Below are 13,135 nucleotides of genomic sequence, written 5' to 3'. Positions count from 1 at the left end.
AACCAGCCCGCCGACAACACCGGAATCGGGTTAGCCGCTTAACACCCACCGGCCTCAACTACCTTGACAAATTCCGCGCCGGCGTTCCTCGTGGCCGCGTGCCAGGTGGCAGCCGACGGGACGCTCTTTCCGCAGCTCGCCCTTCTTCTGGGCTCACCGTTCATGGTCGCCGGCGCGGCCCTGATGGTCTCTGCGAGCAGCTCAGCGAACGGCTCCCATACTCGTGCGGGTGCGTGGGGCGGGGGCTGTCGCGGGCTCGACACCGACGACCTCGACGCGCTCGACGGTCCGGCGAACCGAGGTATGGCCTGCATGCCGCGATGATGGGGACGGCGAATCGCACCGTCGGGTTGTACTCATGATGGTGAAATGGCATCCGGCTGGAGAGCCACCGGTCACCAAGCTACGAGAGGGCACCTGTGAGCGATCAGCAGACCGTGATCGACACGCTGTTCCGCGTCCTACAGCGCTTCAACCGCTGGCCGGACTGGGCGGAGGCCGACTACGAGTTCGACAACGTCGCAAACCTGCTGGACCCGTGGGCTGCGGTTCGCGCGGTCGACCGGCGCCTGATCTGGGGTGTGGGCGAACTGCGGCCGTCGGACGAGCATCAGGTGGGCCTGACGATCGCTGGTCTCGCCGATTGCCCCGCTGCCGCTGAAGACTTGGCCGCTTTCGTCGAGGCCGTTCGGTACGCAGCCCAGGTTGCCAAGGTTGCGCCACCCAAGGCCAGCGTGACGGTGTCTGCCGAGGAACTGCGGCATCGCATTCCCCTCCCGGCGGCCGGACGCACGGACCTCCTCGCGCGCCAGGGCGCGATATGGCAGACGAATGGCTACCTGTGGAACGGGTTCAGTGCCGGTGCCGAGCCAAAGGACTGGTCCGTGACTTTCGACCGAACACAACTTCGCGCGATGCGTCGCATCGAAGACGTCGATGACTACCTACAGGTCGTCGAGAACGCGACCCAAGGCACAAGCGAATTCGCCAGCTTGCCGCGTGCCGGCTCGGGTCCCGCCGTCGCCGCAACAACAAGTGACGCCCCGCGGAACGAAGAGATCACTACAGCTACGGGGGTTGTGTACACCCTCATATGGGGAGAGCGCCTCGGCGCCGGTGGCCAGGGGCAGGTCTACGCAGGCGTTGACGCTCACGGGCGGCCTGTGGCGATCAAGCGAGTCAAACTCCAGGACTACACGGTAGCGATACGCGAGAAGGACCTCCGGTATGCCGAGCGCGAGGCGGTCATCAACTTCCACCTCGAAGGCGGCGATCTTCGCCACGTGCTGCAGCTTCTCGACCATGCCGAGACAGACCGCGCACTCTTCCTTGTGTACCCGAGGGCGGCGATGAGCCTTGCGGACGTGGTTGGCCTTGTGGGTGCCCACCCTGACGCGCGAGCGGACAACCTGGCGGCTGCGCGGACGCGCTACGGCGACAACGGCCCGGAGCGCGATGAACTGCGATCGATCACAGTGGAGCTCGCGACGGGTCTGGCCGAGTTGCACGAGCATGGCGTCTTGCACCGTGATCTGAAACCGGCCAACGCGCTCTGGCACGAGGATCGCTGGGTCTGGGGAGACCTCGGTATCGCTCGGCTCGTCGACGCAATTACCGCTACCTACACGTGGCGTGACGTTGGCACCCTTGAGTACCGGGCCCCGGAGGTCACGAGGGGCGAGCGTGCAACCCAGCGCTCGGACGTCTACTCGCTGGGCTGCACGATCTTCGCAACCGCCACTGGCCACCCGCCGTTCACTGGCGAGGACGTAGTGCGATCCCATGCCGAGGTGCCGCCTGATCTAGAACTGATCGAGGATCTCACATTGCGCAACACCATCAGCCATATGCTCCGAAAGTCGCCGGGCGCCCGTCCCACCGCGCAGCAGGTGGCGACGATGATGGAGAGGGCACCCCAAGGGCCGGTGCCGGATGCGCTTCGCCGCAATTCCCTGGCGGCAAGCCTTCGAGAGAACCGTCGCGTCGCAGTCACGGAGCGTGTGGCCGCACGGGTCAGGGCCGCAGAGGATGCACTTGCTCAGTTGGATCTCTTCTGGGACAGGCTGACTTCAGAGGTGCAGAGAGCCCACCCATCAGCCCAGGACCACCGAGGGGATGGAGCCTGGATTCTCGCGACCGACGATCGACGCCTCGTCGTCACAACCGCTGTGCCGGCCTCAGACGAGTGTCCAGCAGTGCAACTCGGCATCGTGATCGTCGAGGCAGAGGGCAGCTCCGGTCCGAAATCGACGGTCGCGAACCTCTGTGCCATCCCCGACGGCGACGAAGCCCCAATATGGCGTCTCATGCGAATGGTGCGGAACGATCTGGCGATTGAGAAGGTGCCTGTGTCGGTTGCACTGTCGGACGGTCGGGGCGCTGTCAGCCTGCATGACCTCGAGGGGCACTTCCGGCAGCGCGCGGAGCGTGTCGTGGCGAAGTCCGCTTCGGCGCAGGACGACGAGATCCTCACAGTCGACAGATTGGCGGCGCTCTTCGCGGCGGAGGTCGCCGCGATAGACGAGCGCATGGAGAGGGACGACTGAGAGCGGCCTCACAATGACCGGGCGGAGCGCCACATCGGCCCGCAACCGCTACCGCCCGACGCGTCCTCCAGCCCGGCCACCCTGGAGACTGGAAACACCGACTCCGCGGCAGCGGGCGGAGACGTGCGCCCGACACGAACCCCACCAACGAGGCACCCCGGGCCCGCCCGCACCGAGCCCTGGAGAGGTGGAGGACGTCGAGCTCGCCACCCTGAACTGGGTGCGCCGCCACAACACTCAGCGGCTGCACGGCCACCTCGGGAACACGCTCTCGGATTGCCTGAGCCAGTTCGAGTGAATCAGCGAGTCGCGCGCGCAGCCTCCAGAAGGACCACCATCGCTCGCCCGGCGCGGCGCGCGCGGTCGGCACTGACCGGCGAATGGCTGTATCCCGCGAGGGTCTTCACTGTCAGCAGCGTACGCGCAGGTGTCCCGACAGGTTCTTGTCGACCGCAGAGAGCAGCGCGATCGCCTCGTCGTGGTTCTCGCCACGGGAGTACTCGCCCAGGCGGGCGGCGCAGACCACATCAGCGGCGGCGATGCCTGCGTGGACGCACGGCGTGACGTAGGCGTCGGCGACGTCCGCAGCCTCGTCGGCGAGCATGTCGACGGCGACCGCTGGGTCCGCGAACTGCTCGGCCTTCACCAGCCGTCCTCGGCGCATCGCCTCGTCGGCCTTGACGGTGCGCGGGGTCATCGCCGCGCTCCGGCGACTGCGCGGCGCAGCCAGACCGGTTCCCCGCTGATCGTCAGCGCTTCCCCGAGCAACGACTGCAGGATCGGGTCTCGCGTGACCGCACTCGCGCGCACCTCAGTCTCGGTCATGGACAACACTCTCGCGTCGTTCCCGGTCCAGCGGGACACGTCCCGCGACAGCTGGTCGACCAGGGTTTCCCACAGTTCGGCATCGACAGCCGGGTCCACCAGGAACAAGTCGATGTCGGAGTCAGGCAGCATCTGACCTCGCGCGGCTGAGCCGAACAGGGCCGCCCACACGGGCGGCGTCGGCCATGCCTGGACCTGAGACCGAACCCGGTCCATCAATGCCCCGCGCAGGTTCGCCAGAGCGATGATGTGCTCGGCTGCCAGGTGCTCCCGGTTGAGCCTGTAGTTCACCACGGCACTGACCTGCTGAGCCGTCACCGTGCCCTGTGCGGTCAGGCGCGTGAGCACCTTGCGGATCCCCTCGTAGGAGCGGCCGCCGAGCAGCCTCTGAACTCCCCCGACGGTATGCGGGGCATCGGCGGCCGCGAGCACGGCGAGGACATCCCCGTCAAGGGTTGGCGTGATCACTGCAAGCGGGTGCTGGGTCTGCATCGCACCTCCTAGGGTTCCACCATAGTAGGCGTACGCCAACAATAGTAGAAGCACTCCGGGCCAACGGCGAGCCGCGCCGACGGCCCGCGCCGACGGCCCGTCATCGCGCTGAACTGCACCACCACACTGTGCGCCTGGGCAGATTCGAACTGCCGACACCCGCTTTAGGAGAGCGGTGCTCTATCCCCTGAGCTACAGGCGCGCGGATCCCCGGCCACAACCGGCGCCGACCTCCGCGGGCACCTGGCGCCGCGGCGTCCGGAGGTTGAGTTCGCGGTCACCGTGCTGATCGATCCGACCGAGCCGGGCGAATGGCTCGGTTCGGACCGTGTTCAGCGTACCGGCTGCGCGGGCCGGGCCTGGGCGCGGGGTATCCCTGGGCGAGGGGTAGCGCCGTGGGACCGGCTCGGCGATGAAGCACCGGCGCCGGTCCCCCGGCTCAGCTGAAGTTGACCGCGCCGTAGAGCCTGCCGTCCAGGACGACCGCGCCGACCTGCATCGAAGACACCGTGGTCTTGAGCATCCAGGCCCGGTGCCCCGCGGAGTTCGCCCAGGCGTCCACCAGACCCGACGCACTCGCCGGCTGCACGTAGCCGACGATCTTGTCGCTGCCGCCGTGCCAGATGTCCCCGGCGAGGGCCATCGCGCCGGCGTGCGCCACCAGCGTGCCCGAGCGGGAGATGCTCAGCGCGCCGAGCCCCTGGGACGCCCGGAACGCGTTGATCGCGCCGCCGAGCTCACCGGCGCTGAACTCGGGCACGTTGCTCGCGGCCGCTTCAGCGGGTGCGGGCGCGCTCGCACCCGACGCCGCCGACGACGTCGATGTCGTCGCCTTGCGGGTCGTGGCGGTCCGGGGGGCCCGGGCTGCCGCCGCCTTGGCTGCGGCGGCAGCCTCGGCCGCGGCGCGTTCCGCCGCGAGGCGCGCGTCCTCCGCCACCTGCCAGGCCGCCTGCGAAGCGACCACGGCCTGCACGGGTGCGCTGACCGTGGCAACCGCAGCATCGATGGTCATCACCGACCGGGACGGGGTGGCGGTGACGACGGCCGTGGCGGCATCCAGTGCCGCCTGCAGCGCAGCGCGCACGTCTTCACCGGCCTGGGGCGACCCCGCGAGGGCCGCTCGTGCGGACTCGAGGACGACCCCGCCGGCGGTGGCAGCAGCGGCCTGCTTGGCCAGCGTCTGCGCCCAGGACGCCGCGTTGATCTGCTCGCGCAGGAGCTGCCGCTCGGCGGCGTACTGCTCGGCCTGCGCGGCGGCGACGGCCGCTCGAGCGTCCATCGCGGCCTGTTCGGCGGCCTGCTGCTCGTGCGCGACCGTCAGCCCGGCGGTCGTCACGGCGATGACTGCCGCCACAGCGGTCACGAGCGCGAGTCGCCGGCGCAGCGAGGTCAACCGCGCAGGCAGCACGACCGGCAGCATCGGAGGCGCTGCGGTGGCCGGCGCCGCGGTGGCCGGCGCCAACGGCGACCGGGTGTCCGGCTCGGCCACGCGCGCGGCGCCCGGGCCACCCCCGACGGCGCCGCCGTCGAGCGGCATCGTGCGCTGGGTGGGGACCTCGATCGCGATCTGATGCGCGACGTCGGGCGCCAGCGGTCCGCTCGTGGGCGGGGTCGGACGTACTTGCGGGCGTGGCTGGCTCATTCGCGTGGCCTCTTACTCGAAGTAGACAAAAAGAAAATGCCCCCCGTTGCGCTCCTCTCACAAGAGCAACATCTAGTGAGGACATCGACAAATCGCCGGTAGCACTTAAGCAGCAATTGTCTATTTTATCCGGTGATCCGGGCCGATCCCTGGGACCTCTGGCGGATCGCGCGACCGGAGGCACCCCCGTGGCAGGATCGACCGCATGACAGCCGTGTCAGCTCTGCCGCCAGCAACCGAGATCGCCCCGCCCGAGACCTGGGCCGAGCGCACCGGCCCGCGCACCTACACCGGGCGCAACTCCCGGGGAGCCGAGGTGCTCATGGGTCCGGCCGACGCCGGATCGGTCTTCACCCCCGGCGAGCTGCTCAAGGTGGCACTCGCCGGCTGCTGCGGGATGAGCGCCGACATACCGCTGGCCCGGAGGTTGGGGCCCGACTTCGCGGCCACCGTGCGCGTCTCGGGGGTCAGCGACCCGAGCGACGACCGCTATCCGCTGCTGAGCGAGGAGCTCGCCGTGGATCTGTCCAGCCTGGAGGGCGCCGCGCTCGAGCGGCTCCTGACGGTCGTGCAGCGCGCCGTCGACGAGCACTGCACGGTGGCTCGCACGCTCGTCGCGGGCGCCGCGGTCGAGCTGACCGTGACAGGTCCTCGCTCCGACCTGGTCGAGAGCTGACCGGCGATGGCTGCCCTGCGCCGTAAGAAGCCCGGCCGCGACGTCGCGCCCCCGCCCGCACCCGCTCCCGAGCCGCACCCGCGCCACACGCCGGTCATCGACGCCGCGCTCGAGAAGGCCGTGACGATCCCGTCCGCCACGATCCACGCCCACGTCCAGGCCCTGCGACGACGGAACCCGTACGCGTCCCCGGCCCAGATCATCGGGCTGCTGGAGCGCGAGTACCTGCTGGTCATCGCCGGCGCCGGCGGGGCTGTCGGGGCGGCGGCGGCCGCACCGGCGATCGGCACGGGGGTCGCGATGGCCCTGACCGTCAGCGACGTCGCGACGTTCTTCGCGTCGTCGGCCGCGTTCTCGCTCGCCGTCGCCAGCGTGCACGGCATCGAGGTGCAGGACACCGGCCGACGGCGTGCGCTCCTGCTCGCGACGATCGTGGGCGAGACGAGCATCGTGGTGAGCGCCGACGTCGAGCTCACGTCCGGCGCGTTCGCGCGGGCGATGCTCACCCGGATGCCGACGAGCACGATCGCCCGGGTCAACCGCGCGCTCACCCAGCGGATGATCCGTCGGCAGGCGGCCCGGCAGAGTGCGCTGGCGTTCGGGCGGCTCGCCCCGTTCGGGATCGGGGCGGTGATCGGGATCACCGGTGCCCGTGCCCTCGGTCGCACGGTGATCAGCGGGGCACGGCGGGCGTTCGGACCCGCCCCGGACCACTTCCCCCGGCTCGTCGAGGTCATCGAGACCGGCGACGTGCCGCGGGTGATCCCGGCGTCGGCCCTGCCGCCCTACCCGCCCGACGGCAACCCGCACCCCGACGCCGGGCCGGGCTGGGCGGGCAACGGCCTGCGCCACTGACGTCACCCGAACGGGTCCCACCCCGGGCCCTGCCGAGGGGTGGGACGCGCGCGGGCCTACCAGCGGTCGTGCACGTGGGGGCGGATGTCCTCGTCGTACACGGCGCGCAACCGGTCGAGGGCAGCGGCGTCCAGCGGGGCGAGCGCGGCCGCAGCCGCGTTCGCCCGGGCCTGCGTCGCGTTGCGCGCACCGGGGATGACGGCGCTGACGCCGCTCTGGTCGAGGATCCAGCGCAGGGCGAGCTGCGCGGTCGTGGCCCCCGCGGGGGTGAGGGCCGCCACGCGCTGGGCTGCCGCCACGCCGACGTCGTACGGCACGCCGGAGAACGTCTCGCCGACGTCGAAGGCCTCGCCGTGCCGGTTGTACGAGCGGTGGTCGGTCGCGGCGAACACCGTCGAGGCGTCGTACTTGCCCGAGAGCAACCCGCTCGCCAGCGGCACCCGCGCGATGATCCCGACCCCCGCGGCAGCAGCGGCGGGCAGCACCTGCTCGAGCGGCTTGCGCCGGAAGACGTTGAGGATGATCTGCACGGTCGCGAGGTGCGGACGGGCGATGGCGGTCAGGGCCTCGGCGACCGTCTCGACCGAGACCCCGTAGGCCGCCACGCGCCCCTCGTCGACCAGCGTGTCGAGCGCGTCGTACGTCGCCTCCCGGGAGAACACCTCGGTCGGCGGGCAGTGCAGCTGCACGAGGTCGAGCGTCTCGACGCCGAGGTTGGCGCGCGACCGGTCCGTCCAGGCACGGAACGCGTCCAACGTGTAGGCCTCCGCGACGTGCGGGTCGGCGCGCCGGCCCATCTTCGTGGCCACGGTCAGGCCCGCTCCGGCGCCGCGGTCGGCAAGGAACTTCCCGATCAGCGTCTCGCTGCGCCCGTCGCCGTAGACGTCGGCGGTGTCGAAGAACGTCACACCCGCGTCGGCCGCACCCGCGAGGACCGCCAGCGCGTCGTCCTCGGCGACGTCGCCCCAGTCCGCGCCGAGCTGCCAGCACCCCAGCCCCACGACACTGACGGCACGCCCGGTCCGACCCAACACCCGTGTTTCCATGCCCGCGACGCTACCGCGCGCACGAGCGGCCGATGTCGGTCCATCTGCCTACCCTTGCGCCACAGCGCCACCCCACCCCTCGGAGCCCTCATGGCCACGCCCGCCGGACCCGCCGTCTCGATCTCGCGCACCCTTCCGCTCGACGCCTCGGATGCCTGGGCCCTGCTGTCCGACGTGCGGAACCACGCGCGCTGGATCCCGATGACCCGGATCGAGGTCCGCGGGCTGCCGCTCGCGGCGGGCTCGAAGGTCATCGCGACATCCGGCCCGTTCGCGACGCGGGGCACCCCCGGTCTCCAGGACCGGATGCGGCTGGACCGGCTGGAACCGCCCACGGCACAGGCCGCCGGCGTCGCCGTGTTCACCAAGGTCGGGCCGCTGCTGCTCGGGACGGCCGAGGTGCGGGTCGCCGCGCTCGGGGCCGGCACGAGCCGGGCCACCTGGGTCGAGGACGTCCATCTCGCCGGCCCGCTGCCCGCCGCCCTGACCCGCCGGGTGCTCGCGCCGGTCCTCGCGGGCATGGTGCGATTCGCGTTGTGGCGGGTCGCCCGCGAGGTCGCCGCCACGCGTTGAGGAACACGTCCGGACGGACCTGCGCAACAGATCGCCGCCGAACAGCCCGTTCACGCAACGAATCATGGCACCTGGCGCAACGACACGACAGGGGTCGGCGAGCAAGGGCAACCTACGCTGGGGTCGCACGATCAGATCGCCGCGGTGCGGCACTCTTGAGAGAACCCCCGACCCAGGAGGAACCATGCCCGTCGCCACCCCGCGTCACTACCTGATGTGCGAGCCCCTGCACTACACGGTCAGCTACGAGATCAACCCGTGGATGGACGTCACGCGGCACACCGACCGGGACCTGGCCGTCGCGCAGTGGCGCGTGCTGCGCGACACGTACCTCGCGCTCGGCCACACGGTCGAGACGATCAGCCCGCTCGAGGGCCTGCCGGACATGGTCTACGCCGCCAACGGCGCCACCGTCGTCGACGGCGTCGTCTACTCCGCGAAGTTCCACTACGCCGAGCGCGCCCCCGAGGGCCCCGCGTACCAGAAGTGGTTCGCCGACCGCGGCTACCTCACCCACACCGCCGCGGTCACCAACGAGGGCGAGGGCGACCTGCTCGTCATCGGCGACGTGATCCTCGCCGGCTGGGGCTTCCGGACCGACCGCGCCGCGCACGCCGAGCTCCAGGAGCTCGTCGGGCGCCCCGTGATCTCGCTCGAGCTCGTCGACCCGCACTTCTACCACCTCGACACCGCGTTGGCCGTGCTGTCGAGCGACCCGGCCGCACCGCAGATCGCCTACTACCCGGCCGCCTTCTCGGCGGGCTCGCGCACCGTCCTGGAACGCATGTTCCCGGACGCGATCCTGGCCACCGCAGCCGACGCCGCCGCCCTCGGCCTGAACGCGGTGAGCGACGGGCTCAACGTCGTCGTGGCGCCCGACGCCGTCGACCTGGCCGCCGCCCTGCGCGCGCGCGGCTACCTGCCGATCCCGGTGGACACCAGCGAGCTGCTCAAGGGCGGCGGCGGTGCGAAGTGCTGCACCCTCGAGGTGCGCGGCACGGCGTCCGCGCCGGTCACCGTCCGGGCCGCGGTCACGTCGGAGGTGCCGCGATGACCGCCGCCGTCGAGGCCGCGCCGGGCACCGTCGTCGCGCCCGGGCACCTCGCCCACAACTACCACCCGCTGCCGATCACGATCACCTCGGGCGACGGCGCCTGGGTGCACGACGGCGGCGGCACGCGGTACCTCGACCTGCTCGCCGGCTACTCGGCCCTGAACTTCGGGCACCGGCACCCGGGGCTGACCGCGGTCGCGCACGCCCAGCTCGACAAGCTCACCCTCACCTCGCGCGCGTTCGACAACGACCTGCTCGAGACCTTCGCCACCAAGCTCACCGCGCTGACCGGCACCGAGATGATGGTGCCGATGAACACCGGCGCCGAGGCCGTCGAGACGGCGATCAAGATCGCGCGCAAGTGGGGCCACGACGTCAAGGGCGTGCCCGCCGACCGCGGCACGATCATCGTGGCGGACGGCAACTTCCACGGCCGCACGACGACGATCATCTCGTTCTCGACCGACGACGACGCCCGGCGCGGTTTCGGCCCGTACACGCCCGGCTTCCGGGTCGTGCCGTTCGGCGACGCCGCGGCGCTCGCGGCCGCCATCGACGAGACCACCGTCGCGGTGCTGCTCGAGCCGATCCAGGGCGAGTCGGGCGTCCTCATCCCGCCCGCGGACTACCTGCCGGCCGTCCGGGCGGCCTGCGACGCCGCCGACGTGCTGCTGATCGCCGACGAGATCCAGTCGGGGCTCGGCCGTACCGGCACCACGCTGGCGTGCGAGCTGGTGGGGGTCCGGCCGGACCTCATGACGCTGGGCAAGGCGCTCGGTGGCGGCATCCTGCCGGTCTCGGCCGTCGTGGGTCGCGCCGACGTGGTCGGCGTGCTGACCCCGGGCACGCACGGGTCGACGTTCGGCGGCAACCCGCTGGCATGCGCCGTCGGGATCGCCGTGGTCGAGCTGCTCGAGACCGGCGAGTTCCAGGCCCGCGCCCGCAAGCTCGGCGCACACCTGCAGGCCCGCCTCGATGCGCTGGTCGCCGACGGCTCGCTCGTGGCCCGTCGGAGCGTCGGCCTGTGGGCGGGCATCGACCTCGATCCGGCCCGCGGGACCGGGCGCGAGCTGTGCGAGCGGCTGCTCGCGCGGCGGGTGCTCGCCAAGGACACGCACGGTTCGACGATTCGGCTCGCGCCACCGCTGATGATCTCCGCCGACGATCTCGACTGGGGGCTCGACCAGCTCACCGACGCGCTGCGCTGATCGCCGGGGTGCGGCTCCGGTGCGCCATCATGGGCGCATGCGGACCGACCCAGCAGGACCGACCGGCCTCCTCGACCCGCTCGACGAGGCGATCCTGCGCGAGCTGGCCGTCGACGCGCGCGCGAGCTTCGCCGACATCGGCTCGGTCGTGTCGCTGTCCGCGCCGGCGGTCAAGCGGCGCGTGGACCGGTTGCGCGAGCGGGGCGTGATCCGGGGCTTCACCGTGCGCCTCGATCCGGCCGCGCTCGGCTGGGAGACCGAGGCCTACGTCGAGCTCTTCTGCTCGGGTTCGACGAGCCCGGTGGTCATGCGCACCGCCGTCGAGCGGTTCCCCGAGGTGATCTCCGCGAGCACCGTGACGGGCGACGTCGACCTCCTCATCCACCTGCGCGCTCGCGACATGCGACACCTGGAGCGGGTCATCGAACGGTTGAACGCCGAGGCCTTCGTGGCCCGGACGCGATCCACGATCGTGCTGTCGGCCCTGGTGCGCCGCCCCGACGTCCAGGGATCCCCCGAGCCCTAGGCGACCCGGGGGCGACGGCAGCCGGCGCGACGCGGGGCCACGATCGACGCGGTCAGTGGTACAGGTCGCCGATCCCCCGGATGCGAGCGCCGGGCGAGGCGGCCTCACCCGAGGTGCTGCGCGCCGTGACGACCATGACGGGGGTGGCCGAGTGGCTGAGCACCGCCTGGCTGGTCGATCCCAGGAGCAGCCCGGTGAACCCGCCGCGACCGCGCGAGCCGACCACGATGAGATCGGTCGCGGTGGAGAACTCGGTGAGCAGCGCCGCTCCCGTGCCGTCGAGCGCGTGTCGCTTCACCTCGACCCCGGGGAGGTCGACCAGGGCGCGGTCCACCACGACGTTGAGCCCTTCCGCGACGTCGGCCAGGACGGACTCGTGGTCGACCGCTGCCGGCAACCAGGCGAGCGCACCCGCACCGGAACCCAGCGGGACGCCGGCGACCGCGGTGAGCTCGGCCCCCCAGGCCTTCGCCTCCCGGATTGCCTGGCGCAGCGCGAGATCCGACGCCGGCGAGCCGTCGACGCCGACGACGATCCGGCGGACGGGTTCGATCGGCAGCTGCGCGACGTCACCCGAGCGCGCCGGCGGACGGGTGGGAACCACGACCGTCGGGCAGAACGCGTGCGCCGGGAGCGCCGAGGAGACCGTCCCGAGGAGCCGGTCGGCGAACCCGCCCCCGCCCCGCGTCCCGAGCACGACGAGACGCGCGGTGCGGGACAGGTCGACGAGCACGCCGGTGGCATCGCCCGTCGCGAGCAGCGAGGTCGCGGGCACACCGAGGGCGTCGGCCCGGGCCTGGGCCTCCGCGAGCACGACGCGGGCCCCTTCCTGGATCGCGGTGTCGTCCAGGGCCGCGTAGCCGCCGTCGAGCGACGCCGCGGTGAACGACGGCAGCGAGTAGGCGCACACCAGCTTGAGGGTCAGTCCGTGCGTCACGGCCTCCGCGGCCGCCCAGTCGAGCGCATGCAGACTGGCCGCCGAGCCGTCCACGCCGACCAGCACCACGTTCTCGCGGGTCATGGCTGTTCCTCCCGAATGGCCGAAGCATCGTCGCTCCAGTGTCCCCCGAAACTACCCCGGGCGTGGGCGGGACGTGCCAAAACCTTGACCAAACCGCCGAGCACCTCGCCGCGCCCTCAGGCCACGAGGTACGCCGACCAGGACGGATCGGTCCGAACCGTCGCCGCGAACAATGCCGCGACCCCGCGCGGTGCCCGCGGGATGAACGCGAGCTCCCAGCCCAGCTCGCCGAGCAGCCGGTCAGCCTTGCGGTGGTTGCACCGAGCGCAGGCCGCCACGACGTTGGACCACTCGTGCCGGCCCCCGCGCGAGCGGGGCTGGACGTGGTCCACGGTGTCCGCGCCGCCTCCGCAGTACGCGCACCGGTGCTCGTCGCGCTGCAGCACGGTCCGGCGGGTCGGGGGGACCGTCCGGCGATGGGGGACATGCACGTAGCGCACCAGGCACATCACGAGGGGTACCGGCACGGCGGTCCGTTCGGAGTGCAGCAGCCGGCCGTCCGTCTCGAGCACCATGGCCTTGCCGGTGAGCACGAGGACGACGGCCCGATGGACCGAGACCACACACAGGGGTTCGAGGCTCGCATTGAGCAGCAACGTCCGTCGGGGGGGCGCCACAGGCATCAGCACGATGAGCTCCAGGACCAGGTTGTCGGGCCCGTCTGGCTGACT

At 71.6% G+C, this 13,135-nt stretch carries 15 protein-coding genes and 1 tRNA gene; 9 read left to right on the top strand and 7 right to left on the bottom strand.

What is annotated here, in order from left to right:
• Positions 1 to 63: 63 nt before the first annotated feature.
• The 3 genes from EUA98_RS16340 (at position 64) to EUA98_RS20695 (ending at position 2,844) form a co-directional block, all read left to right on the top strand.
• Positions 64 to 324, top strand: coding sequence for a hypothetical protein (locus tag EUA98_RS16340; RefSeq protein WP_130103757.1), 261 nt, complete (start codon positions 64 to 66; stop codon positions 322 to 324).
• A 95-nt stretch (positions 325 to 419) separates the two neighbouring features.
• Complete coding sequence (locus EUA98_RS16335) at positions 420 to 2,546, top strand: serine/threonine-protein kinase (protein ID WP_130103756.1); 2,127 nt, start codon at positions 420 to 422, stop codon at positions 2,544 to 2,546.
• A 187-nt stretch (positions 2,547 to 2,733) separates the two neighbouring features.
• A complete protein-coding gene (locus tag EUA98_RS20695) occupies positions 2,734 to 2,844 on the top strand; it encodes an integrase core domain-containing protein (protein ID WP_491562672.1) in 111 nt (36 codons plus the stop codon).
• A gap of 111 nt (positions 2,845 to 2,955) precedes the next feature.
• Here the strand turns inward: EUA98_RS20695 and EUA98_RS16330 are convergent, their stop codons facing one another.
• The 4 genes from EUA98_RS16330 to EUA98_RS19855 all read right to left on the bottom strand — a co-directional run bounded on the left by EUA98_RS16330 (position 2,956) and on the right by EUA98_RS19855 (position 5,505).
• Positions 2,956 to 3,243, bottom strand: a complete 288-nt coding sequence (locus EUA98_RS16330) for a hypothetical protein (RefSeq protein WP_207219119.1) — start codon at positions 3,241 to 3,243, stop codon at positions 2,956 to 2,958.
• Entirely contained in the window at positions 3,240 to 3,863 is a 624-nt protein-coding gene (locus EUA98_RS16325; RefSeq protein ID WP_130103755.1) for a nucleotidyltransferase domain-containing protein, read from the bottom strand. The genes EUA98_RS16330 and EUA98_RS16325 overlap by 4 nt, the downstream gene beginning before the upstream one ends.
• Positions 3,864 to 3,992: 129 nt before the next feature.
• Positions 3,993 to 4,065 (bottom strand) — tRNA-Arg (locus tag EUA98_RS16320).
• A gap of 237 nt (positions 4,066 to 4,302) precedes the next feature.
• Entirely contained in the window at positions 4,303 to 5,505 is a 1,203-nt protein-coding gene (locus EUA98_RS19855; protein WP_165372863.1) for a CAP domain-containing protein, read from the bottom strand.
• Between the two features lie 205 nt (positions 5,506 to 5,710).
• Here EUA98_RS19855 and EUA98_RS16310 point away from each other — a divergent pair, with 205 nt between their 5' ends.
• Positions 5,711 to 6,181 carry an OsmC family protein gene (locus EUA98_RS16310; RefSeq protein WP_130103754.1) on the top strand — a complete coding sequence of 157 codons (471 nt, stop codon included), beginning with the start codon at positions 5,711 to 5,713 and terminating at the stop codon, positions 6,179 to 6,181.
• 6 nt (positions 6,182 to 6,187) lie between these two features.
• On the top strand, positions 6,188 to 7,036 hold the full coding sequence (locus EUA98_RS16305) for a hypothetical protein (protein WP_130103753.1): 849 nt from the start codon (positions 6,188 to 6,190) through the stop codon (positions 7,034 to 7,036).
• A 56-nt stretch (positions 7,037 to 7,092) separates the two neighbouring features.
• Here EUA98_RS16305 and EUA98_RS16300 read toward each other — a convergent pair whose 3' ends face one another.
• Complete coding sequence (locus EUA98_RS16300; RefSeq protein ID WP_130103752.1) at positions 7,093 to 8,082, bottom strand: aldo/keto reductase; 990 nt, start codon at positions 8,080 to 8,082, stop codon at positions 7,093 to 7,095.
• A 90-nt stretch (positions 8,083 to 8,172) separates the two neighbouring features.
• Between EUA98_RS16300 and EUA98_RS16295 the strand changes: the two genes are divergently transcribed.
• The 4 genes from EUA98_RS16295 to EUA98_RS16280 all read left to right on the top strand — a co-directional run bounded on the left by EUA98_RS16295 (position 8,173) and on the right by EUA98_RS16280 (position 11,443).
• The gene (locus EUA98_RS16295; protein WP_130103751.1) at positions 8,173 to 8,655 is read left to right on the top strand and encodes an SRPBCC family protein; all 483 of its coding nucleotides are present in this window, start codon (positions 8,173 to 8,175) and stop codon (positions 8,653 to 8,655) included.
• Positions 8,656 to 8,839: 184 nt separating this feature from the next.
• Positions 8,840 to 9,709: a dimethylargininase gene (ddaH, locus tag EUA98_RS16290; RefSeq protein ID WP_130103750.1), complete on the top strand. Its 870-nt coding sequence runs from the start codon at positions 8,840 to 8,842 to the stop codon at positions 9,707 to 9,709.
• The gene (gene rocD / locus EUA98_RS16285; RefSeq protein WP_130103749.1) at positions 9,706 to 10,917 is read left to right on the top strand and encodes an ornithine--oxo-acid transaminase; all 1,212 of its coding nucleotides are present in this window, start codon (positions 9,706 to 9,708) and stop codon (positions 10,915 to 10,917) included. The genes ddaH and rocD overlap by 4 nt, the downstream gene beginning before the upstream one ends.
• A 37-nt stretch (positions 10,918 to 10,954) precedes the next feature.
• The gene (locus EUA98_RS16280; protein ID WP_130103748.1) at positions 10,955 to 11,443 is read left to right on the top strand and encodes an Lrp/AsnC family transcriptional regulator; all 489 of its coding nucleotides are present in this window, start codon (positions 10,955 to 10,957) and stop codon (positions 11,441 to 11,443) included.
• A gap of 52 nt (positions 11,444 to 11,495) precedes the next feature.
• Here the strand turns inward: EUA98_RS16280 and EUA98_RS16275 are convergent, their stop codons facing one another.
• Both EUA98_RS16275 and EUA98_RS16270 read right to left on the bottom strand, forming a co-directional pair.
• On the bottom strand, positions 11,496 to 12,464 hold the full coding sequence (locus EUA98_RS16275; protein ID WP_130103747.1) for a universal stress protein: 969 nt from the start codon (positions 12,462 to 12,464) through the stop codon (positions 11,496 to 11,498).
• A gap of 116 nt (positions 12,465 to 12,580) precedes the next feature.
• Complete coding sequence (locus tag EUA98_RS16270; protein WP_130103761.1) at positions 12,581 to 13,087, bottom strand: HNH endonuclease; 507 nt, start codon at positions 13,085 to 13,087, stop codon at positions 12,581 to 12,583.
• Positions 13,088 to 13,135: the final 48 nt, after the last annotated feature.

Source organism: Pengzhenrongella frigida, from assembly GCF_004168625.1.
In the GTDB taxonomy this organism is placed as follows: domain Bacteria; phylum Actinomycetota; class Actinomycetes; order Actinomycetales; family Cellulomonadaceae; genus Pengzhenrongella; species Pengzhenrongella frigida.
Note: the sequence above shows the minus strand (reverse complement) of the source record. Positions and strands in the feature narration are given on the sequence as shown.

Bases quoted from the DNA above. Each gene is read 5' to 3' on its own strand.
- EUA98_RS16330 (WP_207219119.1), bottom strand. From the start codon at position 3,243: ATGACCCCGCGCACCGTCAAGGCCGACGAGGCGATGCGCCGAGGACGG.
- EUA98_RS16325 (WP_130103755.1), bottom strand. From the start codon at position 3,863: ATGCAGACCCAGCACCCGCTTGCAGTGATCACGCCAACCCTTGACGGG.
- EUA98_RS19855 (WP_165372863.1), bottom strand. From the start codon at position 5,505: ATGAGCCAGCCACGCCCGCAAGTACGTCCGACCCCGCCCACGAGCGGA.
- EUA98_RS16310 (WP_130103754.1), top strand. From the start codon at position 5,711: ATGACAGCCGTGTCAGCTCTGCCGCCAGCAACCGAGATCGCCCCGCCC.
- EUA98_RS16305 (WP_130103753.1), top strand. From the start codon at position 6,188: ATGGCTGCCCTGCGCCGTAAGAAGCCCGGCCGCGACGTCGCGCCCCCG.
- EUA98_RS16300 (WP_130103752.1), bottom strand. From the start codon at position 8,082: ATGGAAACACGGGTGTTGGGTCGGACCGGGCGTGCCGTCAGTGTCGTG.
- EUA98_RS16295 (WP_130103751.1), top strand. From the start codon at position 8,173: ATGGCCACGCCCGCCGGACCCGCCGTCTCGATCTCGCGCACCCTTCCG.
- ddaH (WP_130103750.1), top strand. From the start codon at position 8,840: ATGCCCGTCGCCACCCCGCGTCACTACCTGATGTGCGAGCCCCTGCAC.
- rocD (WP_130103749.1), top strand. From the start codon at position 9,706: ATGACCGCCGCCGTCGAGGCCGCGCCGGGCACCGTCGTCGCGCCCGGG.
- EUA98_RS16280 (WP_130103748.1), top strand. From the start codon at position 10,955: ATGCGGACCGACCCAGCAGGACCGACCGGCCTCCTCGACCCGCTCGAC.
- EUA98_RS16275 (WP_130103747.1), bottom strand. From the start codon at position 12,464: ATGACCCGCGAGAACGTGGTGCTGGTCGGCGTGGACGGCTCGGCGGCC.
- EUA98_RS16270 (WP_130103761.1), bottom strand. From the start codon at position 13,087: ATGCCTGTGGCGCCCCCCCGACGGACGTTGCTGCTCAATGCGAGCCTC.